The organism is Pseudomonas sp. G3-39 (assembly GCF_054790485.1).
Window position 1 is genome coordinate 5321255 of the sequence record NZ_CP186497.1, and the last position, 21618, is coordinate 5342872.

The 21618-nt window shown below is 60.7% G+C and carries 21 protein-coding genes; 7 read left to right on the plus strand and 14 right to left on the minus strand.

Going from position 1 to position 21618, the window contains the following annotated elements; translation table 11 throughout:
• Positions 1–23 precede the first annotated feature (23 nt).
• The 5 genes from ACOYXG_RS24090 (at position 24) to coq7 (ending at position 4133) form a co-directional block, all read left to right on the plus strand.
• Positions 24–992: an NAD(P)H-dependent flavin oxidoreductase gene (locus ACOYXG_RS24090; protein ID WP_027610741.1), complete on the plus strand. Its 969-nt coding sequence runs from the start codon at positions 24–26 to the stop codon at positions 990–992.
• Between the two features lie 79 nt (positions 993–1071).
• Complete coding sequence (locus ACOYXG_RS24095) at positions 1072–2019, plus strand: DUF805 domain-containing protein (RefSeq protein WP_460354371.1); 948 nt, start codon at positions 1072–1074, stop codon at positions 2017–2019.
• Positions 2020–2080: 61 nt separating this feature from the next.
• On the plus strand, positions 2081–2869 hold the full coding sequence (locus tag ACOYXG_RS24100; protein WP_027610739.1) for an SDR family NAD(P)-dependent oxidoreductase: 789 nt from the start codon (positions 2081–2083) through the stop codon (positions 2867–2869).
• An 80-nt stretch (positions 2870–2949) separates the two neighbouring features.
• A complete protein-coding gene (locus tag ACOYXG_RS24105) occupies positions 2950–3288 on the plus strand; it encodes a histidine triad nucleotide-binding protein (protein WP_003228789.1) in 339 nt (112 codons plus the stop codon).
• 197 nt (positions 3289–3485) lie between these two features.
• Positions 3486–4133 carry a 2-polyprenyl-3-methyl-6-methoxy-1,4-benzoquinone monooxygenase gene (gene coq7 / locus ACOYXG_RS24110; protein ID WP_027610738.1) on the plus strand — a complete coding sequence of 216 codons (648 nt, stop codon included), beginning with the start codon at positions 3486–3488 and terminating at the stop codon, positions 4131–4133.
• Between the two features lie 118 nt (positions 4134–4251).
• On the opposite strand, the gene speD is transcribed toward coq7, so the two are convergent.
• Both speD and ACOYXG_RS24120 read right to left on the minus strand, forming a co-directional pair.
• A complete protein-coding gene (speD, locus tag ACOYXG_RS24115; protein WP_047296949.1) occupies positions 4252–5046 on the minus strand; it encodes an adenosylmethionine decarboxylase in 795 nt (264 codons plus the stop codon).
• Between the two features lie 237 nt (positions 5047–5283).
• Entirely contained in the window at positions 5284–5706 is a 423-nt protein-coding gene (locus tag ACOYXG_RS24120) for an OsmC family protein (protein ID WP_003228794.1), read from the minus strand.
• Between the two features lie 239 nt (positions 5707–5945).
• On the opposite strand from ACOYXG_RS24120, the gene crp reads away from it, so the two are divergent.
• Entirely contained in the window at positions 5946–6590 is a 645-nt protein-coding gene (gene crp / locus ACOYXG_RS24125) for a cAMP-activated global transcriptional regulator CRP (RefSeq protein ID WP_007966430.1), read from the plus strand.
• A gap of 10 nt (positions 6591–6600) precedes the next feature.
• Here crp and ACOYXG_RS24130 read toward each other — a convergent pair whose 3' ends face one another.
• The 4 genes from ACOYXG_RS24130 to ACOYXG_RS24145 all read right to left on the minus strand — a co-directional run bounded on the left by ACOYXG_RS24130 (position 6601) and on the right by ACOYXG_RS24145 (position 9918).
• The gene (locus ACOYXG_RS24130; protein WP_027610736.1) at positions 6601–7299 is read right to left on the minus strand and encodes a lipoate--protein ligase family protein; all 699 of its coding nucleotides are present in this window, start codon (positions 7297–7299) and stop codon (positions 6601–6603) included.
• Between the two features lie 134 nt (positions 7300–7433).
• Positions 7434–8270: an indole-3-glycerol phosphate synthase TrpC gene (gene trpC / locus ACOYXG_RS24135; RefSeq protein WP_098965892.1), complete on the minus strand. Its 837-nt coding sequence runs from the start codon at positions 8268–8270 to the stop codon at positions 7434–7436.
• Positions 8267–9316 carry an anthranilate phosphoribosyltransferase gene (trpD, locus tag ACOYXG_RS24140; protein ID WP_003228800.1) on the minus strand — a complete coding sequence of 350 codons (1050 nt, stop codon included), beginning with the start codon at positions 9314–9316 and terminating at the stop codon, positions 8267–8269. The genes trpC and trpD overlap by 4 nt, the downstream gene beginning before the upstream one ends.
• A gap of 8 nt (positions 9317–9324) precedes the next feature.
• Complete coding sequence (locus tag ACOYXG_RS24145; RefSeq protein WP_150370219.1) at positions 9325–9918, minus strand: aminodeoxychorismate/anthranilate synthase component II; 594 nt, start codon at positions 9916–9918, stop codon at positions 9325–9327.
• 407 nt (positions 9919–10325) lie between these two features.
• Between ACOYXG_RS24145 and estP the strand changes: the two genes are divergently transcribed.
• Positions 10326–12236 (plus strand): esterase EstP, encoded by a 1911-nt coding sequence (gene estP, locus ACOYXG_RS24150; protein WP_414888233.1) that lies wholly within the window; start codon positions 10326–10328, stop codon positions 12234–12236.
• A 174-nt stretch (positions 12237–12410) separates the two neighbouring features.
• Here the strand turns inward: estP and trpE are convergent, their stop codons facing one another.
• The 8 genes from trpE to ACOYXG_RS24190 form a co-directional block, all read right to left on the minus strand.
• Positions 12411–13892 (minus strand): anthranilate synthase component I, encoded by a 1482-nt coding sequence (trpE, locus tag ACOYXG_RS24155; RefSeq protein WP_003228804.1) that lies wholly within the window; start codon positions 13890–13892, stop codon positions 12411–12413.
• A gap of 71 nt (positions 13893–13963) precedes the next feature.
• Positions 13964–14782, minus strand: coding sequence for a phosphoglycolate phosphatase (locus tag ACOYXG_RS24160; RefSeq protein ID WP_460354379.1), 819 nt, complete (start codon positions 14780–14782; stop codon positions 13964–13966).
• On the minus strand, positions 14779–15453 hold the full coding sequence (gene rpe, locus ACOYXG_RS24165) for a ribulose-phosphate 3-epimerase (RefSeq protein ID WP_003228808.1): 675 nt from the start codon (positions 15451–15453) through the stop codon (positions 14779–14781). The genes ACOYXG_RS24160 and rpe overlap by 4 nt, the downstream gene beginning before the upstream one ends.
• 80 nt (positions 15454–15533) lie before the next feature.
• Positions 15534–16682, minus strand: coding sequence for an iron-containing alcohol dehydrogenase (locus ACOYXG_RS24170; RefSeq protein WP_096796646.1), 1149 nt, complete (start codon positions 16680–16682; stop codon positions 15534–15536).
• A gap of 276 nt (positions 16683–16958) precedes the next feature.
• The gene (locus ACOYXG_RS24175; protein WP_095137404.1) at positions 16959–17783 is read right to left on the minus strand and encodes an ABC transporter permease; all 825 of its coding nucleotides are present in this window, start codon (positions 17781–17783) and stop codon (positions 16959–16961) included.
• Between the two features lie 12 nt (positions 17784–17795).
• Positions 17796–19043, minus strand: coding sequence for an ABC transporter permease (locus ACOYXG_RS24180; RefSeq protein WP_098965898.1), 1248 nt, complete (start codon positions 19041–19043; stop codon positions 17796–17798).
• Positions 19044–19237: 194 nt separating this feature from the next.
• Positions 19238–20281, minus strand: coding sequence for an ABC transporter substrate-binding protein (locus ACOYXG_RS24185; RefSeq protein ID WP_027610727.1), 1044 nt, complete (start codon positions 20279–20281; stop codon positions 19238–19240).
• A 48-nt stretch (positions 20282–20329) separates the two neighbouring features.
• Positions 20330–21454 carry an ABC transporter ATP-binding protein gene (locus tag ACOYXG_RS24190; RefSeq protein WP_007966453.1) on the minus strand — a complete coding sequence of 375 codons (1125 nt, stop codon included), beginning with the start codon at positions 21452–21454 and terminating at the stop codon, positions 20330–20332.
• Between the last annotated feature and the right edge of the window lie 164 nt (positions 21455–21618).

Here is a 21618-nt window from a genome sequence, read left to right on the forward strand (position 1 = left end):
CATCACACCTCGGGGGATTTCCAATGTCGCTGCCCGCTTTGCTCGAACAACGTCTGCGCTTGCCGATAGTGGCGGCGCCGATGTTCCTGATCTCCAACCCGGAGCTGGTGCTCGCCTGCTGCCGTAACGGCGTGGTTGGCAGCTTCCCGGCGCTGAACCAGCGTGAAAGCAGCGGCTTCAAGGCCTGGCTGGAGGAGATTGAAGCGGGCCTGGCGACACTGGACAACCCGGCGCCGTATGCAGTGAACCTGATCGTGCACAACAGCAATCCGCGCCTGCAGGCGGATCTGAACATCTGCGTCGAGCACAAGGTGCCGATTGTCATCACCAGCCTCGGCGCGGTGAAGGAACTGGTCGATGCCGTGCACAGCTACGGCGGCCTGGTGTTCCACGACGTGACCACGCGCCGGCATGCCGAGAAAGCCGCCGAAGCCGGAGTCGACGGCTTGATCGCCGTCGCGGCGGGCGCCGGCGGCCATGCCGGCACCTGGAGTCCGTTTGCACTGATCGCCGAGATCCGTGAATTCTTCGATAAAACCCTGTTGCTTGCCGGATGTCTTAACCACGGCCATGAGATTTTGGCCGCACAGCTGCTCGGCGCGGATTTGGCCTACTTCGGTACGCGATTTATCGGCACCACCGAAAGTCATGCGCCTGACGCCTATAAGGACATGCTGCTGACGGCCAAGGCGGCGGACATCATTCATACTCCTGCAGTCTCCGGAGTACCGGCCAGCTTCATGCGTCAAAGCCTGGAGGCGGCGGGTTTCGACATGGCCGCGCTGCAAGGCAAGGGCGAGGTCAATTTCGGTGACAAGCTCAAACCGATCAACGATGAAGCCAAGGCCTGGAAGACCGTGTGGTCGGCCGGCCAGGGCGTAGGCCAGATCGACGACCTGCCGAGCGTCGACCAGTTGATCGCCCGGCTCGACGCGGAATATCGTCAGGCGCTGGAACGCGCGGCGCAGTTGCCAAAACGCTGGCCACGCTGAGAAAAATCAGGCCAGTCATCGACCGACTGGCCTTACACTTGCTGACCTTCAATTGATTCGCGACAAGGATGCCTCGGCCATGAGCGAACCTCGCTACAAGATCGTTTTCGACGGTGCTCTACAGCCCGGTGTCGATCTCACCACCGCCAAGCTCAATCTGGCGGCCCTGTTCAAAAGCGATGTTGCCGCCATCGAGCGCCTGTTCAACGGCAGCACCGTCGCCCTCAAACGCGACCTGACCCACAGCGATGCGCAGACTTATCTGCAAGCACTGAGCAAGACCGGGATCGATGCACGGATCGAAAGCGAAACGACGATCGAACTGAGTCTGTCGGACGTGCATGAACAACCGGCGACTTTCAACGAACCCGCATCACCCTATGCGCCACCTCGGGCCAATGTCGGCGAAAACCTGCCAGCATTCGCAGTGCTCAAGCCCTTCAGCGTCGAAGGCCGGATCGGTCGACTGCGGTTTCTGGCCTGGACGATGGTGCTGAGCCTGGTGACCCTGCCGATCGTGGCGATATTTGCATTTATCGGTCTTGGACTGGTCAGCGGCGACACCACCACCGGCCTGATCATTGGCGGGATATTCGCGTTCTTCCTGTTCCTCGGCTTCATCATTGTAAGCATTCTGTTCAGCGTACAGCGCCTGCACGATATCGGCTGGTCCGGCTGGCTGTGGCTGCTGAACCTGGTGCCGTTCGTGGGCAGCTTCTTCCCGCTGGTGATCATGGTCGTGCCGGGCAACACCGGCGCCAACCGCTACGGCCCGCCACCGCCACCCAACAGTACTGCGGTCAAAGTGCTGTGCTCGCTCTGGATCGTGTTCTTCGCCCTGGTGTTTGCCGGCGGCATGCTCGGCGGTATTTCGGCCATTCAGCAAGAATATGAAACCAACCTCGAGAGCAGCTATGAAAGCGGCTCGGTCACCACCGATGAAGTCGAGGTCGAGACTGAACCGGCGAATTCCGTGGACGATGCAGCCGCAGCGCCCCCGGCCCCTGTAGACTCTGCGAAAGAATGAACAACGCTCCCCGCCGTGACACCTGCGTCGCTGGCGCGGAGCTGTTGCGATGGAGAATTGCATGACCCGTTACGCTCTGATCACCGGCGCCTCCAGCGGCATCGGCCTGGCCATGGCCGAAGCGCTGGCCCGGCGCGGTCGCAGCCTGATTCTGGTGGCCCGCCAGCGTGATCAGCTGGAAAGTATCGCGATCGAACTGACCCAGCGCTTTGGCGTGGAGGTGTTGTTCCGCGCCTGCGACCTGGGCGAGCCATTGCGCTTGTCCGGCTTCCTGCTGGAACTGGAAGAAGGCGACCGGCAGATCGATCTGCTGGTCAATTGCGCCGGCATCGGCACCTGCGGCCCGTTCCTCGCCCAAGACTGGATGACCGAGCAGGATCTGATCGAAGTCAACATCCTCGCCCTCACCCGCCTGTGCCACGCCATCGGCAACAGCATGGCGCTGCAGGGCGGCGGACAGATCCTCAACGTCGCCTCGGTGGCGGCGTTCAATCCCGGCCCGTGGATGAGCACTTACTACGCCAGCAAGGCTTACGTATTGCACTTCTCCGAAGCGCTGCGGGTTGAACTGAAACAGAGCGCGGTCAAAGTCTCGGTACTTTGCCCCGGCCCGACCCGCACCGCATTCTTCCGCACCGCGCAGCTCAACAGCGACAAACTCAAGGACAGCAAACTGCTGATGAGTCCCGAGGAAGTCGCGCTTTACACCGTGCGTGCACTGGAGAAAAACCGCGCCATCATCATTCCGGGACGACGCAACCGCTGGCTGGCCTTCCTGCCACGCCTCGGCTCGCGCTGGCTCAATCGCACCATCGTCGGCATGGTCAACAAGGCTTACTGCCCACGCTGAACTGTCCTACGGCAAAACACTGGGCGGGGTCATTTCCCATGAGTACACTCAGGCCAGCCCCCACAACGGAGAAAACAGCAGTGGATACTCTGTTCACCAAGATCATCAACCGGGAGATCCCGGCCAAGATCATTTACGAGGACGACCAGGTTCTGGCGTTCCACGACATCGCCCCTCAGGCACCGGTGCATTTTCTGGTGATCCCGAAGAAACCGGTGCGCACCCTCAACGACCTGACCGAAGACGACAAGGCACTGGCCGGGCACATCCTGTTCACTGCCCAGCGTCTGGCGCTGGAGCTGGGCTGCGAGGAAGGCTTCCGGGTGGTGATGAACTGCAATGAAAAAGGTGGTCAGACCGTCTATCACATTCATATGCACGTACTGGGTCAGCGCCAGATGAACTGGCCGCCGGGCTGATTCACTGCATCCGCCCCTGTAGGAGCGGGCTTGCTCGCGAAAGCGGAGTGTCTGACATTGATATTCTGAAGGTGCCGACGCCTTCGCGAGCAAGCCCGCTCCCACCAAAAGCATGACCGCGTGGCAAATGACCCAGCGCAAACCTTCCCCGGCCGATTCGGTTAAACTGGCGGTCGAGATTTTTCCCGGAGGTCAGCATGACTACCCAACGTCACTACTCGCCGATTGACCGTCTTCTGCTGCAAGCCGATGCCGCGATGCGGACCCTGCTGCCCTTCAGCGGTCAGCCCTACCGTCCGTCGCCAGCCATCGTGCAGCCGGATGTGCAGATGAGCGACGAGGACACCCGCCACGTCGCTGGCCTGATGCGCATCAACCACACCGGCGAGGTCTGCGCCCAGGCGCTGTACCAAGGGCAGGCGCTGACTGCAAAATTGCCGCAGGTGCGTGCTGCCATGGAGCACGCCGCCGAAGAAGAAATCGATCACCTGGTGTGGTGCGAACAGCGCATCCATCAACTGGGCAGCCACACCAGCGTGCTCAATCCGCTGTTCTATGGAATGTCGTTCGGCATCGGCGCTGTAGCTGGTCTGATCAGTGACAAGGTCAGCCTTGGCTTCGTCGCGGCCACCGAGCATCAGGTGTGCAAGCACTTGAACGAGCACCTGGAACAATTGCCGGCCGAGGACGAGAAGTCCCGGGCGATTCTGGAACAGATGCGCATTGATGAAGAGCATCATGCGGAGAGTGCACTGGATGCGGGTGGTTTCCGTTTTCCGGCGCCGGTGAAGTTCGGGATGAGTCTGTTGGCGAAGGTGATGACCAAGAGTACTTATCGGATCTGATATCTGTATTGCCGCAAAGGGCCTCTTCGCGAGCAAGCCCGCTCCCACAGGATTCTGTTTTTCGGCAATAAAAAAGGCGACTACCGCACGGTAGTCGCCTTTTTTGTGCCCGGGAATCTTACGCCGGCATGTTGCGCGCGTAGAAGATTTCCAGCATTTCGTGTTTCACACGCTCGGTCACCTGAGCACGCTGTTCAGCGGACAGGTTGCTGGTGGCGTCGCCGAACAGGTAGTTATCCAGTTCGAAGTTCTTCAGCAGCATTTTGGTGTGGAACAGGTTTTCCTGGTACACGTTCACGTCGGTCATCTGATACGCGTCGCGAGTGTCTTCGGAAAGGTAGTTCTGGATCGAATTGATCTCGTGGTCGATGAAATGCTTGTTGCCTTCAACGTCACGGGTGAAGCCGCGCACACGGTAATCCACAGTCACGATGTCCGAATCGAACTGGTGAATGAGGAAGTTGAGCGCTTTCAGCGGTGAAATGACACCACAGGTCGACACATCAATGTCCACACGGAACGTCGCGATACCGGCGTCCGGATGGATTTCCGGATAGGTATGCACCGTGATGTGGCTCTTGTCGAGGTGGGCAAGGATGATTTCGGGCAATGGACCCGGGGACTCTTCGATCTGGCTGTCAGTCGGGGTCACCGGCTCTTCCGAGATCAGAATCGTGACGCTGGCACCCTGAGGCTCATAGTTCTGACTCGCGATGTTCAGAATGTTGGCACCAATGATTTCGACAACTTCCGTGAGGATCTGCGTCAGGCGTTCGGCGTTGTACTCTTGATTGATGTACTCGACGTAAGCCTGCTGGTCTTGCGGGGTTTCCGCGTAGCAGATGTCATAGATGTTGAAGCTCAAGGTCTTTGTCAGGTTATTGAACCCGTGGAGCTTGAGTTTGCTTTTCACCGTTAAAAACTCTCTATGTATGCGGCGCAGCCGCGTGATCAAGCATGCCCGTCAAGTGCGAACAACGCACCTGCGTAGGACGGTTAACACCTCTTCGCGATGGCGATTTTGGTTATCTGTTCAGGCGGACGATCCGTCGGTTGACCGATCACTGCCCTGAAAAAAGTGGCGCATTATGCAGACGTCAGCGAGGGATCGCCAGAGTCTGCACTGCTTTTATGATAGTTGAATGTCGATTCAACCGAGCTCGACGATTTCATAATCGTGAGTGATCGCCACGCCGGCCGCGCCGAGCATGATCGAGGCCGAGCAATACTTCTCGGCAGACAGTTCGATGGCGCGCTTGACCTGGGCTTCTTTCAGGCCACGGCCCTTGACCACGAAGTGCATGTGGATCTTGGTGAACACCTTCGGATCTTCGGTCGCGCGCTCGGCTTCGAGGAACGCTTCGCAGCTTTCAACCGCCTGACGCGACTTCTTCAGGATGCTGACCACGTCGAAGTTGCTGCAACCGCCAACGCCCAGCAGGAGCATTTCCATCGGGCGAACACCCAGATTACGACCACCGGCGTCCGGCGGTCCGTCCATGACCACAACATGACCGCTACCGGATTCGCCGAGGAACATGGCTTCGCCAGCCCATTGGATGCGTGCCTTCATCGCCAAGACTCCACTGTAGAAAAAAGGGTCGCCAGCTTAGCACAGGCCTTTGCTCTGGCAGCGCCCGGCGTTCCTAGGACGGATGCCTCAGCTGCGTAGGTAATTTCTCGAATTTTCGACGAAGTGTCTGGTAAGCTGGCGCCAATTCGCTGGCGCCAATTGTCAGCCTGTGTAGCGACCGCCTTCAGCGCCTCATAAAAAAATCAAACATCACCGTGCAGTCTTTTCGGGATACAACCATGGTTGCTATTACCCCCACACCCAAAATCAAGAACCTCGACAAGCTGTTGATGCATTGCCAGCGCCGTCGCCATGCGGCCAAGAGCAACATCATCTGCGCCGGCGATCGCTCGGACACGCTGTACTTCATCATCAAAGGTTCGGTCACCATCTTGATCGAAGATGACGACGGCCGCGAAATGATCATCGCCTACCTCAACGCCGGGGACTTCTTCGGCGAGCTGGGTCTCTTCGAACAGGCAGGCCAGGAACAGCAACGCAGCGCATGGGTGCGGGCCAAGGTCGAATGCGAAATCGCCGAAATCAGCTACGTGAAGTTCCGCGAACTGTCGCAGCAGGATCCAGACATTCTTTACGTCCTCAGCGGACAAATCGCCCAACGTCTGCGCAATACCACGCGCAAGGTCGGCGACCTGGCGTTCTTCGACGTTACCGGTCGTGTGGCCCGCTGCCTGCTGGAGTTGTGCAAGCAGCCCGACGCTATGACTCACCCTGACGGCATGCAGATCAAGGTGACCCGTCAGGAAATCGGCCGGATTGTCGGTTGTTCGCGGGAGATGGTCGGTCGCGTGCTCAAGGATCTTGAAGAACGCAACCTGGTCGATGTGAAAGGCAAGACCATGGTGGTCTTCGGTACGCGCTAAGCGCGCAAAATCAGGCGCTGTAGACCTGCGCCAGCATCAGACGAAACAGCTCATCCAGACGCGCCAAAGCCGTTGGCGCGACGAACTTCTCATGCAGGGCGATGTGGCTTTCGGCGCGCACCCGCTGCTCCAGACCGCAAGCCTCGTTGAAGCGATTGACCGCTGCAACCATCGACTCGCGCTCGTTATCCATCAGCATCGCCCCGTGCACCAGCCCCACCGGACGCTGACCGCCCTGACTCTGGCGCCAGCGCTGAGCGGTGCCGACCATCTTGCGGCCGTCGAGATTGACGTTGAAACGACCGTCGCAGAACGCGCCGTCGATTTCGCCCAACGACGACACACCGCCCAACTCATCCAGCAACTCACAGATCGGATCACACAGGCGCCGGTAACCGGTTTCGATGCGGTTCAGATCGCCCTCGCTGCGGGGCGGGGCGTAAACCAATGCGATGTTGATGGTTGAAGCGGATTGCGGGACCGGTTCACCGCCGGTTTCCCGCAGCAAGACTGGCCAACCGGCAGCAGCGGAGACTTCGCAGGCATGCTCGAAACCAGGCAGACGATTGAGGCGGCGCGGCATGACCAGGGCACGATCGCTGGGCTGCCAGAACAGCAGGCCGAATTCGGCGTCGCCGGCGCAGACGGAAGCGAGCAAGTCTTGTTCGGCTTGCAGGCCGGCTTCGATGGGGAGGCAAACTGGAGTCATAAAGAAATCCGTTAGACGAGCAGTCTGTAGTGAATCTTATGACCCCTTCGCGAGCAGGCTCGCTCCCACATCAAGAATACATTTCCTGTGGGAGCGAGCCTGCTCGCGAAAGGGGCGACTCGGTCTGAAGCAGATCAGTCGAGGGTCGAACCACTGACCGGCACGCCACGCTCCGGGAAGAACAGGCGCTGCAGTTCGGTGCCCGGGCTTTCCGCGCGCATGAACGCTTCGCCGACCAGGAACGCATAAACGTCGCTGATTTCCATCAGCTCAACATCGGCACGGTTGAGGATGCCGCTCTCGGTAATCACCATACGGTCGCGCGGGATGCGCGGCAGCAGGTCGAGGGTGGTTTCCAGGCTGACGTCGAAGGTGTGCAGATTGCGGTTGTTGACCCCGACCAGCGGCGTGTCGAGGGTTTTCAGTGCGCGTTCCAGCTCATCGCCGTCGTGCACTTCCACCAGCACGTCGAGACCGACGCCTTTGGCGACCGAGGCCAACTCAGCCATTTTCACGTCGTCCAGTGCGGAGACGATCAACAGCACGCAATCGGCGCCCAGCGCGCGGGCTTCGACGATCTGGTACGGATCGATCATGAAGTCCTTGCGGATCACCGGCAATTTGCACGCGGCGCGGGCCTGTTGCAGGTAGACATCAGCGCCCTGGAAGTAGTCGATATCGGTCAGCACGGAAAGACAGGTCGCCCCGCCCTTCTCGTAGCTCTTGGCGATGTCGGCAGGCACGAAGTTCTCGCGAATCACACCTTTGCTCGGCGAAGCCTTCTTGATTTCAGCGATCACCGCCGGCTGCTTCTTCTTGGCCTGCGCCAGCAATGCCTGGGCAAAACCACGGGGTGCATCGGCCGCCTTGGCCAGACTTTCCAGCTCGCTCAGGCTGACACGAGCGCTACGCTCGGCGACTTCCTGGACTTTGCGCGCCAGAATGTTTTCCAGAACCGTCGGTACACTCATCCCTCATTCTCCACTTTGAATACCGCGGTAAAGGCACCCAACTCCTCGAGCTTTTCCCGAGCAAGACCGGTGTGCAGTGCGTCGTGCGCAAGCGCCACGCCTTCTTTGAGACTGGTCGCCAGGTCAGCCGCGTACAGCGCCGCACCGGCATTGAGCACAATCATTTCGGCAGCCTTCTGGCCGTTTTCGGTCTTGCGCTTGCCCAGCGCATCGCGGATCAGTGCCAGCGAAGCTTCCGGGCCTTCGACCGACAGACCGTGCAGGCTCTGGCTCTTCATGCCCAGATCTTCCGGCTCGACCCAATATTCGGTGATTTCGTTGTTCTTCAGCTCAGCCACAAAAGTCGGCGCGGCAAGACTGAACTCGTCCAGACCGTCCTTCGAATGCACCACCAGTACGTGCTTGCTGCCCAGGCGCTGCAAGACTTCGGCCAACGGCCGGCACAGCGCAGGGGTAAACACGCCCACCACCTGATGTTTGACACCGGCCGGATTCGTAAGCGGGCCGAGCATGTTGAACAGCGTACGCAGGCCGAGATCGCGACGCGGGCCGGCGGCGTACTTCATGGCTTTGTGGTGGGTCTGGGCAAACATGAAACCGATGCCGACGTTGTCGATGCAACGGGCCACCTGCACCGGCGTCAGGTTCAGATAAATGCCGGCGGCTTCGAGCAAGTCGGCGCTGCCGCTCTTGCCAGATACTGCGCGGTTGCCGTGCTTGGCCACGGTGCAACCGGCTGCCGCGACGACAAACGCGGACGCCGTCGACACGTTGAAAATGTTCGCACCGTCACCGCCGGTACCGACCACATCGACCACGCCGTCGAGGGTCTTGAGTTCGACCTGATCGGCCAGCTCACGCATCACCGAAACGGCGCCGACGATTTCATCGATGCTCTCGCTTTTCATGCGCATGGCCATCATGAATGCGCCGATCTGCGCCTCGGTGCATTGGCCGGTCATGATTTCGCGCATCACGTCGCGCATTTCTTCGGTGCTGAGGTCGAGGTGTTCGACGATACGGCTCAGGGCTGTCTTGATATTCATGGGAGTCCTTAGCGCGTGCCGCCGGTTTGTTTGAGGAAGTTGGCAAACAGTTCATGACCCTGCTCGGTGAGGATCGACTCGGGGTGGAACTGTACGCCCTCAATGTTCAGGGTCTTGTGCCGCAGGCCCATGATTTCGTCGACTGAACCATCATCGTGCTGCGTCCACGCGGTCAGTTCCAGGCACTCGGGCAAAGTATCGTGCTTGACGATCAGCGAGTGGTAGCGGGTAACCGTCAGCGGACGATTCAGACCGGCGAAAACACCCTTGTCCTCATGGAATACCGGGCTAGTCTTACCGTGCATCACCTGGCGGGCGCGCACTACGTCGCCGCCGAAGGCCTGACCGATGGACTGATGGCCGAGGCAGACGCCGAGGATCGGCAGTTTGCCGGCGAAATGCTTGATGGCTTCGATGGAAATGCCGGCTTCGGTCGGCGTGCACGGGCCTGGCGAGACCACGATGCGCTCGGGGTTGAGCGCTTCGATTTCGGCGACGGTCAGTTCATCGTTGCGCACGACTTTGACCTCGGCACCCAGCTCGCCCAGGTACTGCACAACGTTGTAAGTAAAGGAGTCGTAGTTGTCGATCATCAGCAACATGGCGTTTCGAACCTCTTGAATTCTGACTTGAAGACAGCCTTCGAATGACTTGCCCGCAGGGCGCTGCACGATGTCGGACGCGCAGGTGGCGTCGGCACAGCGGCATTTCAAACGGGTAAGGAAGGCAAAGCGATACAGATCCGGCCGGGCCGGCAGAAAAGATTCAGGCGCGCCAACGCCAACGGGCGTGTGCCTTGATGACTTGATCCAGAAGTTTGCTGACGATCAACACGGGAAAGGTCTCGTTCATACGTTCCGGCACAGTAACTTAGCTGGACGGAGCGTGCAATATGGCGGGGCTGACGGGGGACAAAACTAAGGGAGGCTTCGCGACCGATGGCAAAACGCCGGGAGTTTTTGGTACTGTCGTTTCGTTCACCTACAACAATAAATAAACGGACTTGCTCATGATCAAACAGACGTTGTTTGTACCGCTTGCCGGTTGCCTGCTCGCCATGGCTTGCGCCCAGGCCTACGCAGCACTCGCCCCCTATTCGAACTTCATCGTGTTCGGCGACAGCCTGAACGACGCCGGGACCTTCAGGGATACCGGCGGCCCGGCCGGCGCCACGCAGCGCTACACCAACCGCACCGGCCCGCTGTACAAGGACGGCACCGGGGAAAACCGCGACCTCAACGCCACCCAGATCATCGGCGGCAAACTGGGTTTCAGCCCCGACCAGACCGCCTCCTCGTCTTCGGCCGTGCGCGCCGGTGAAGGTCTGGCCGATGGCAACAACTGGGCGGTGGGCGGTTACCGTACCGACCAGATCCTCGACTCGATCACCACCCAGTCCGCCACCGGCGAACGCACCCGCAGCGGTTATCTGCCGTCGAACGGCTTCCGTGCCGATCCGAACGCGCTGTATTACCTGTCGGGGGGCGGCAACGATTTCCTTCAGGGCCGCGTACTCAGTCTCGATCAGGCCAGCGCCGCAGCCGATCGCCTGGCCGACAGCGCCCGCACGCTGCAAGGCGCCGGCGCCAAATACATCATGGTCTGGCTGCTGCCGGACATCGGCCTGACCCCGGCCATCAACGGCTCGCCGCTGCAGGGTTTCACCTCGCAGCTCAGCGCCCAGTTCAACACCGAGCTGGTCAGGCAGTTGCAGGGCATCAACGCCGAAATCATCCCACTGAACATCCCGGTGCTGCTCAAAGAAGCCTTCGCCAACCCGGCGCAGTTCGGCCTCGCGACCGACCAGAACCTGACGGCCACCTGCTTCAGCGGCAACAGTTGCACCGAGAACGCCCGATACGGCATCAACAGCGCCACGCCGGATCCGACCAAGCTGATCTACAACGACGCAGTGCACCCGACCGAAGCCGGCCAGCGCTTGATTGCCGACTACGCCTACTCGCTGCTGGCCGCCCCTTGGGAGCTGACCCTGCTGCCGGAAATGGCCCAGGGTTCGTTGCGCGCGCATCAGGATGAACTGCGCAATCAATGGCTGGCCGATTGGGAAAACTGGCAAGCCGTGGGCCAATGGCGCGCCATCGTTGCCGGCGGCGGTCAACATCAGGATTTCGACAGCCAGCACAGTGCGGCCAGTGCCGATGGCAACGGGTATAACCTGAACATCGGCGGCAGCTATCGCGTCAACGAAGCCTGGCGTGTCGGCTTGGCCGCAGGTTTCTATCACCAGAAACTCGAAGCCGGCGACGCCGACTCGGAATACAAACTCAACTCCTACATGGGCACCGCGTTCGCCCAGTATCAGCAAAACCGCTGGTGGGGCGATCTGGCGATGACCGCCGGCAAACTCGACTACGACAGCCTCAAGCGTAAATTCCAGCTTGGGGTCAACGAGCGCGGAGAGAAAGGCGATACCGACGGTTACGTGCTGGCGATCAGCGGCCGCCTCGGCTACGACATCGCGCAGCAGGCCAGCAGCCCGTGGCACCTGTCGCCGTTCGTCAGTGCCGACTTTGGCAAGACCGAAGTCGATGGCTACTCGGAAAAAGGCGCTGACTCCACGGCGCTGACTTTTGACGACCAGTCGCGCAACTCGCGGCGTCTGGGCGTGGGTATCCAGGGCAAGTACCAGATCACCGCGCAGACTGAAGTGTTCGGTGAGTTCGCTCACGAACGTGAGTACAACGACGACCGCCAGGATCTGACCATCAACCTCAACAGCTTGCCGGGCAACCGTTTCACGCTCGAAGGCTACGAGCCGCAGACCAACCTCAATCGCCTGAACCTGGGCGTGAGCCATAAGCTCACGCAGGATTTGGCGTTGCGCGCCAGCTACAACGTGCGCAAGGATGATGACTTTACCCAGCAGGGGGTGAACGTCGGGGTCAGCCTTGATTTCTGATCTACTGGCATAAAAAACGCGGCGCCCTCACAGGCGCCGCGTTTTTTTATGGCTGATCACAAACACAATGTGGGAGCGGGCTTGCTCGCGAAAGCGGTGTATCAGCCGACATCAATTTTGAATGCCAGCCCGTATTCGCGAGCAAGCCCGCTCCCACAGGGGGATTGTGTGGACTCAGCTTTCCGGGGTCTGCTCAGCCAGGGCCACGGCGCGGAACATCGCGCGGCGCTTGTTCAGGGTTTCTTCCCACTCCAGCGCCGGCACCGAGTCGGCAACGATGCCGCCACCGGCCTGCACGTGCAGTTCGCCGTTCTTGATCACTGCGGTACGAATCGCAATCGCGGTGTCCATGTTGCCGTTCCAGGCGAAGTAACCGACCGCACCGCCATACACGCCACGCTTGACCGGCTCCAGTTCGTCGATGATTTCCATCGCACGGATCTTCGGTGCGCCGGACAAGGTGCCCGCCGGCAGAATCGCCCGCAGCGCGTCCATCGCGGTCAGCCCGGCCTTCAATTGGCCGGTGACGTTGGAGACGATGTGCATCACGTTGGAATAGCGCTCGATGACCATTTTTTCGGTGAGCTTCACCGAACCGATTTCCGAAACCCGGCCAGTGTCGTTACGACCCAGATCGATCAGCATCAAGTGCTCGGCGATCTCCTTATCGTCCGACAGCAGGTCTTCTTCCAGCGCCAGATCCGCTTCTTCGGTGGCTCCGCGTGGACGAGTGCCGGCAATCGGGCGCACGGTGATCAGGTTGTCTTCGACCCGTACCAGCACTTCCGGCGAACTGCCGACGACGTGGAAGTCGCCGAAGTTGAAGAAGTACATGTACGGCGTCGGGTTGAAGCAACGCAGGGCGCGGTACAGATCGATCGGCGCGGCCTTGAAGTCGATCGACATGCGCTGCGACGGCACGACCTGCATGCAGTCGCCCGCGAGGATGTATTCCTTGATGGTGTCGACGGCTTTTTCGTAGTCGCTCTGGGTGAAACTGGAGCGGAACACCGGATCAGCCGCTTGTTGCTTGCTGAAATCCAGGCCACGGCGCGGGGTGATCGGCTGGCGCAGCTTCTCCAGCAGTTCCTGCAATTGCGCCTGCCCCTGCTCGTAAGCATCGGCTTGCGCCGGGTCAGCGAGGACAATCGCGTGCATCTTGCCGGCGAGGTTGTCGAATACCACCACCGCATCAGAGACCATCAGCAGAATGTCCGGCACGCCCAGTGGATCCGGGTTCGGGCATTTGCCCAGACGTTTCTCGACATAGCGCACGCAGTCGTAACCGAAGTAGCCGACCAGACCACCGTTGAAACGCGGCAGACCGGCGATGGTCGGCACGTTGTAGCGGGCCTTGAAGGTTTCGACGAAAGCCAGCGGGTCTTCGACGTCATGGCTTTCGGTCTCGACGCCATCGACGGTGATGCTCACGTGATGGTCGTGCACCCGCAGCACGGTGCGGCACGGCAGGCCGATGATCGAATAACGGCCCCATTTCTCGCCACCCTGCACCGATTCGAGCAGGTAGGAGTTTGGCTGGTCGGCCAGTTTCAGGTAGATCGACAGCGGGGTGTCGAAGTCGGCCAGGGTTTCGCAGGCCAACGGAATGCGGTTGTAGCCGTCAGCGGCCAGGCGCAGGAATTCTTCGCGGATCATGGGGTGCCTCGTGGTGTGAGGGGCAAATCAGTCAGGTGTGCAAACGCGCCGGCAAGCCGGCCAGGAACCAGTCAGGCGCGCCAACGCCAGCGGGCCAGGGCCTTGATGACTTTCATCCAGAGTTTGCGGGTGACCACCACGATGGCGTTTCCAGAATGGGATTGAGCAGCGTCGGGCAACGTTATCTCAGCGGCTGTACCGAGGCAACCGGGAATTAGCTTGCGCAGATCGTCGATCACCAGTGCCGGGGATTCCTCGGCAATCGGTCGACCGTGGTTGTAGCCGTAGCTCAGCGCCACGCACTTGACCCCCGCCGCTTTCGCCGCCAGCACGTCGCTGCGCGAATCGCCGACGAACAGCGATTGCGAGGCAGGAATGTTGGCCATTTTCATCACGAAGAACAGCGCGGCCGGGTCGGGTTTCTTTTGCGGCAGGGTGTCGCCACCGATGATCCACTTGAAGTAGCGGCCGATCTTCATCTGATCCAGCAGCGGCGCGACAAAACGCTCCGGCTTGTTGGTGATCAATGCCATGGCCACGCCCTGTTTGTGCAGCCATTTGAGAGTGTCGCGTACGCCGGGATAGACCACGGTCAACTCGTGGCTCGCGCCATAGGCTTCCATGAATGCTTCCAGCGCGTGCTCGGCCTCGACGTCATCCACCGCCGAATGATCGATGCCACCGGCCAGCGCCCGGCGCACCAGCACCGGTGCGCCATTGCCGATCCACTCGCGCACCGCCTCGATACCGGCAGGCTTGCGGCCGAGGGAGAGCAGCATGGTGTCCACCGCCGCCGCCAGGTCGGGAACCGAGTCGATCAACGTGCCATCCAGATCGAACATCACCAACCGTGGCAGTTGCCCCGGGAACAGCTGCTCAAAACCGCTCATGGGCGCGCCAGCGCCAGTTCGGAACGCATCTTGTCGATGACTTCCTGATAGTTCGGCGCATTGAAGATTGCCGAGCCGGCCACAAAGGTGTCAGCGCCAGCGGCCGCGATTTCACGGATGTTGTTGACGTTGACGCCGCCGTCGATTTCCAGACGGATGTCACGCCCCGAGGCATCGATGATCGCCCGCGCTTCGCGCAGTTTGTCGAGGGTGCCAGGAATGAACTTCTGCCCGCCGAAGCCAGGGTTGACGCTCATCAGCAAGACCATGTCGACCTTGTCGATCACGTACTTGAGCACGTCCAGCGGGGTCGCCGGGTTGAACACCAGGCCGGATTTGCAGCCGCCTTCACGGATCAGTTGCAGCGAACGATCGACGTGCAGCGTGGCTTCCGGGTGGAAGGTGATGTAGGTCGCGCCGGCCTCGATAAAGTCGCCAACGATGCGATCCACCGGGCTGACCATCAGGTGCGCATCGATCGGCGCGGTGATGCCGTACTTGCGCAGTGCCGCGCAGACCATCGGGCCGATAGTCAGGTTCGGCACGTAGTGGTTGTCCATGACATCGAAGTGGACGAAGTCGGCACCGGCGGCCAGAACATTGTCCACTTCTTCGCCGAGGCGGGCGAAGTCGGCGGAGAGAATCGACGGAGCAATTACGAAGGGCTGCATGACGCACCTTTTCTGAGCTAAATCACGATGGCGCGCATTGTATACCTCAAGTTTCCGTGCGCGCACCGTGACCGCGATGATCAGTACGCCGCTCGGTAGATCTTCTCGATATCCGCAGCGCTGAGCTTGCGCGGGTTGTTGCGCATCAGACGCTCGATTCCCGCGGCCTCCACGGCCATGGCCGGGATCGCCTCCTCGGGTACACCGAAACTGCGCAGCCCGGCCGGAATTTCCACCGCAGCGCACAGGTCGGTCATCGCCTGCACGGCTTTGTCCGCCGCCTCGGTGGCGCTCAGATGAGCCGTCTTCACCCCCATGGCTTCGGCGATATCCTGCATGCGCTCGACGCAGGCCATCTTGTTCCAGGTCATGACGTACGGCAGCAACAAGGCGTTACTGACGCCATGGGCGATGTTGAAACGCCCACCCAACGGATAGGCCAACGCATGCACCGCGCCGACCCCGGCATTGCCGAACGCCATCCCGGCCATCAGGCTGGCGGTGGCCATGTCCTCACGGGCCTGCAGATTGGCGCCATTGGCATAGGCCTTGGGCAGCGACCTGGCAATCAACCTGATTGCGCCGAGCGCCAGCGAATCGGTGATCGGCGAAGCGTTGACCGACAGATAGGATTCAATGGCATGCACCAGCGCATCGACGCCACTGGCGGCGGTGACGCTGCGCGGGCAGGTCAGGGTCATTTGCGGACTGACCAGCGCCACGTCCGGCAACAGATAATCGCTGACGATGCCTTTCTTCAGTTGCGCGACCTTGTCCGAGAGGATGGCGACGTTGGTCACTTCCGAGCCGGTGCCGGCGGTGGTCGGGATGGCGATCAGCGGCGGGCCTTTGCGCGGCACCTGATCGACGCCGAACAGGTCTTCCAGCGCGCCGTGGTATCCGGCATACGCGGCGACACTCTTGGCGATGTCGATGGCACTGCCGCCACCGAGACCGATCAAGCCGTCATGCCCGCCCTCGCGATAGACGCGCATGCAATCTTCGACGATGGCGATTTCCGGGTCCGGCAGCACCCGATCAAAAATCTCGTACTCGCGCCCGCCCAATTGGCACAGCGCCAGCTCCACGGTGCCGGATTTGACCAGCGCGGCGTCGGTGACGATCAGCGGGTTGTCGATATCGAGGCGGGTGAGTTCGGCGGCCAGTTGCTCGATGGCCCCGGCGCCGGTGATCAGTTTGTGAGCGATTTTGAACTGGGACAGACTCATCGTGCGCAGCCTCTTATAGATGTGGGAGCTGAGCACAAGCGTAGTTGAGGGTTTCGGGTTGTCTGGTATTCAGTTGGTGAATAATCAGGAGCAAAAGCCCCTCACCCTAACCCTCTCCCGTAGGGAGAGGGGACTGACCGAGCTGCACTCTCGAAGTCCATCGACGTGCAATACCGAGTCGAACTCAGATTCTGAACAGCATGAAGATCTGCCCCCTTTCCCCCTCGCCCCCTTGGGGGAGAGGGCTGGGGTGAGGGGTGGCTTTTGATCTGGGCGTCAGACCTGCGCGGTACGCAGTTTTTCGCTGCGACCACGCAGCCATTCCAGGGTCAGCAGCAGAATGACGGAAAAAGCGATCAGCAAGGTTGCCGCCGCCGCAATCGTCGGGCTGAGGTTCTCGCGGATCCCGCTGAACATCTGCCGTGGCAGAGTCGCTTGCTCGGGGCCGGCGAGGAACAGCGTCACTACCACCTCATCGAACGACGTCGCGAAGGCAAAAAGCGCCCCGGAAATCACCCCCGGTGCAATCAGCGGCAAGGTCACCCGGCGGAACGCCGTCAGTGGCGATGCACCAAGACTCGCCGCAGCGCGTACCAGATTGTGGTTGAACCCCTGCAACGTCGCCGACACGGTGATGATCACGAACGGCACACCGAGCACCGCGTGCACCACGATCAACGAGAAGAAGCTGTTGCCCAGCCCCAGCGGCGCGAAGAACAGATAACTCGCCACACCAATGATCACCACCGGCACCACCATCGGCGAAATCACCAGCGCCATCACCAGGGATTTGCCGGGGAAGTCGCCACGGGTCAGGCCGATCGCCGCCAGCGTGCCGAAGACCATCGCCAGTACCGTGGCCGCCGGGGCGACGATGATGCTGTTCTTCAGCGCGCGCATCCACTCTGCCGAAGCGAAGAAGTCGTGATACCACTGCAGCGAAAAGCCCTGCAGCGGATACACCAGGAAACTGCCCGAGTTGAACGACAGCGGCACGATGACCAGTACCGGCAGAATCAGGAACAGCAGGATCAGGCCGCAGAGGATCCGCAAGCTGTAGAACCACACCCGTTCGATGGGCGACATGTAAGGACTCAGCATTTCAAATTCCCCTTAGCTCAGGCGCAGGCGACTGGCGCCCACCAGCCAGCTGTAGATCAGATAAAGCACCACGGTTGCCAGCAGCAACAGGCCGCCCAGTGCAGTGGCCATGCCCCAGTTGATGCTGGTGTTGGTGTAGAACGCGACGAAGTAGCTGACCATCTGATCGTTCGGGCTGCCGAGCAGCGCCGGGGTGATGTAGTAGCCGATGGCGAGGATGAACACCAACAGGCAACCGGCACCGACGCCGGCATAAGTCTGCGGGAAATACACCCGCCAGAAACTGGCGAACGGATGGCAGCCCAGCGAGATCGCGGCGCGCATGTAGGTCGGCGAGATGCCTTTCATCACGCTGTAGATCGGCAGAATCATGAACGGCAGCAGAATGTGCACCATCGAGATGTAGACCCCGGTGCGGTTGAACACCAGCTCCAGCGGCTTATCGATGATGCCCATCGCCATCAGTGCGCTGTTGATCAGTCCACCCGATTGCAGCAACACGATCCACGCCGCGACCCGCACCAGAATCGAGGTCCAGAACGGCAGCAGCACCAGAATCATCAGCAGGTTGCTCTGCCGTGATGGCAGGTTCGCCAGCAGGTAGGCCAGTGGATAGGCGAGGAACAGGCAGATCACGGTGATGATCAGACCCATCCAGAAAGTCCGGGCGAAGATGTCGAGGTAGATCGCCTGATCCGGGGTGGCCGGGGCCAGTTCGCCGAGGTCGTCGATACGGTGATCCACCGCCGCCAGCAGGTAGTAAGGCGTGATGCTGCTGGTGTTGCGTTTGACCGCTTGCCAGTAGGCCGGATCGCCCCAACGCTCATCGAGCGCTTCGAGGGCTTCTTTATAGGAGGCCGGTTCGCTGGCGAAGGGCAGCGCCCGGGCGGTTTTGGTCAGCAGGCTGCGATAGCCGGCCAACTCCATGTTCAAGCGCTTGGACAGATCGCCCAGCGTCTGGTTTTTGCGGGCTTCGGCGAGATCTTCGCCGGCCGCTTTGTACACCGGTTCAGCGGGCAGGCCACGGCCGTCCCAACTGGCGATGGCCGCCACGGTGCGCGGCATGCCGCCGACCACTTCCGGGTTGCCGACGCTTTTGTAGAGCAGCGCCACGATCGGTACCAGAAACACCAGCAACAGAAACAGCACCAGCGGCGCAATCAACGCCTGGGCCTTCCAGCGGTTGACCCGCTCGGCGCGCTTGAGCTTCTGCTTCAAGGTGGGGCTGGCGCCCTCGTTCAGGGGAACGGCGATGGCCATGACGTACTCCGCAAATCTTTGATCGTTACAGAGGTGGCGAACCACCTCTGTTGTGTTGAAACACAGCTACCTGTGGGAGCGAGCCTGCTCGCGAAGAGGCCAGCACATTCAACATCTATGCTGGTTGATCTACCGCTTTCGCGAGCAGGCTCGCTCCCACAGGGGTAGGCAAGCCCACCATCACCAGGCCTTGCTTATTTCGCAGCCCAGGAATTGAAGCGCTGCTCCAGTTGCTCGCCGTTGTCAGCCCAGAAGCTGACGTCGATCTGCACCTGGTTGGCGATGTTTTCCGGGGTGGTCGGCATGTCTTTCAGCACGTCCTTGCTCAGCAGCGGTACGGCTTGGGTGTTGGCCGGGCCGTAGGCGATGTTTTCCGAGTAGGTCTTCTGTTGCTGCGGCTGAACCGAGTAGGCGATGAATTTCTTCGCCGCTTCGGCGCGCTTGGCGTCCAGACCTTTCGGGATGGCCCACGCATCGAAGTCGTAGATGCCGCCGTTCCACACCACTTTCAGGTTGGATTCTTTCTGCACGGCGGCGATGCGACCGTTGTAGGCCGAGCTCATGACCACGTCACCGGAAGCAAGGTATTGCGGTGGTTGCGCGCCGGCTTCCCACCACTGAATGCTCGGCTTGAGTTCATCGAGTTTCTTGAACGCGCGATCCTGTCCTCCCTTGCTCGCCAGCTCTTTGTAGACGTCTTTCGGTGCAACACCGTCGGCCATCAGCGCGAATTCCAGGGTGTACTTGGCGCCTTTGCGCAGGCCACGCTTGCCCGGGAATTTCTTGGTGTCCCAGAAATCGGCCCAACTGGTTGGCGCGGTTTTCAGCTTGTCGGCGTTGTACGCGAGCACGGTCGACCAGACGAAGAAGCCCACGCCGCACGGCTGAATTGCGCCTTTGACGTAATCCTCGGTTTTGCCGAACAGGGCCGGGTCGAGCTGTTCGAACATGTCTTCATCGCAACCACGGGACAGCTCTGGCGATTCGACTTCCACCAGATCCCACGACACGCTCTTGGTGTCGACCATGGCTTTGACCTTGGCCATTTCGCCGTTGTACTCGCCGGCAACGATCTTGCCGTTGCCCGCCGCTTCCCACGGTGCGTAGAAGGCTTTGACTTGCGCTGCCTTGTTCGCCCCGCCAAATGACACCACAGTCAGATCGGGACCGGCGGCCATTGCGCTGGCCGCACCCATCAGGCCCAGGGTCAGGGCGGTGAACTTCAGGGATCTCAACATTTATTGTTCTCTCCACGTGCAGGGTTGGTGTTGGTATTGCCGGGGCGCTTAGTGCGCCTCTAGAAGAGGATCGAGTGCGCGAACGTGCTCGACCTGCCAGCCAAGCGGAACCACGTCGCCGACCGCGAGCGCTGGATCGAGCTCGGCAATCGGTTGTTTCACGAAGAAGTCGGTCTTGCCGCAGACTTCCAGGCGCACCCGGACGTGGTCGCCCAGATAGATGAATTCCGCCACCCTCCCTGAGAAGCGGTTGACGCATTGGTCGCTCGAACCGTTGAGGCTGACACGCTCCGGGCGGATCGACAGGGTTACCGGTTCGCCGGTCTGGCCGACGTTGACCGCCAGCGCCTCGACCTTTTCGCCTCGACCCAACTCGACCACGCAACGCTCGCCGCTCTGGCTGAGCAGACGGCCGTTGAGACGGTTGTTCTCGCCGATGAAGTTAGCGACGAAGGTGTTTTTCGGTTCTTCGTAGAGCGTGCGCGGTGGCGCGATCTGCTGGATCTCGCCCTGATGAAACACGGCGACGCGGTCGGACATGGTCAAGGCTTCACCCTGGTCGTGGGTCACATAGACCACGGTCACGCCGAGGCGCTGGTGCAGATGTTTGATCTCCATCTGCATGTGTTCGCGCAGTTGCTTGTCGAGTGCGCCCAGCGGTTCGTCCATCAGCACCAGTTGCGGTTCGAACACCAGCGCCCGGGCCAGCGCTACACGCTGCTGCTGACCGCCGGAGAGTTGTGCCGGATAACGCGAAGCGAAGGCGTCGAGCTGGACCATGCTCAGGACTTTCTTGACCTTGTCGCTGACGTCGCTCTTGTTCAGGCCACGTACGGTCAGCGGGAAGGCCAGATTCTCGGCCACGGTCATGTGCGGGAACAGCGCGTAGTTCTGGAACACCATGCCGATGTCGCGCTTGTGCGGCGGCACGTTGTTGATTGCACGGCCGGCCAGGAGGATTTCGCCGGCGGTCGGGGTTTCGAACCCGGCGAGCATCATCAGGCTGGTGGTCTTGCCCGAGCCGGACGGTCCGAGCAGAGTCAGGAACTCGCCTTTGCGAATGTCCAGGTTGAGGTCTTTGACGATCAGGTTCTCGCCGTCGTAGCTCTTCTGCACTCCACGAAAGCTGACCAGCACGTCACTGGCCCCTGCGTTTGAATCGACCTGGCTCATACCCACACCTTTGTTATTGGTAACTGCTGTGGATTAAGCCTAGTGGCTGGCGCCAGCCACGCAAATCGGGGCGCAGGAGAGAATCGCCTCAGCCGGATGGAAGGTTGGGGGTAGGGATTGCCCTACAAGGATGGCGCGTTTTGGCAAGCGAGCGACGAGCGCCA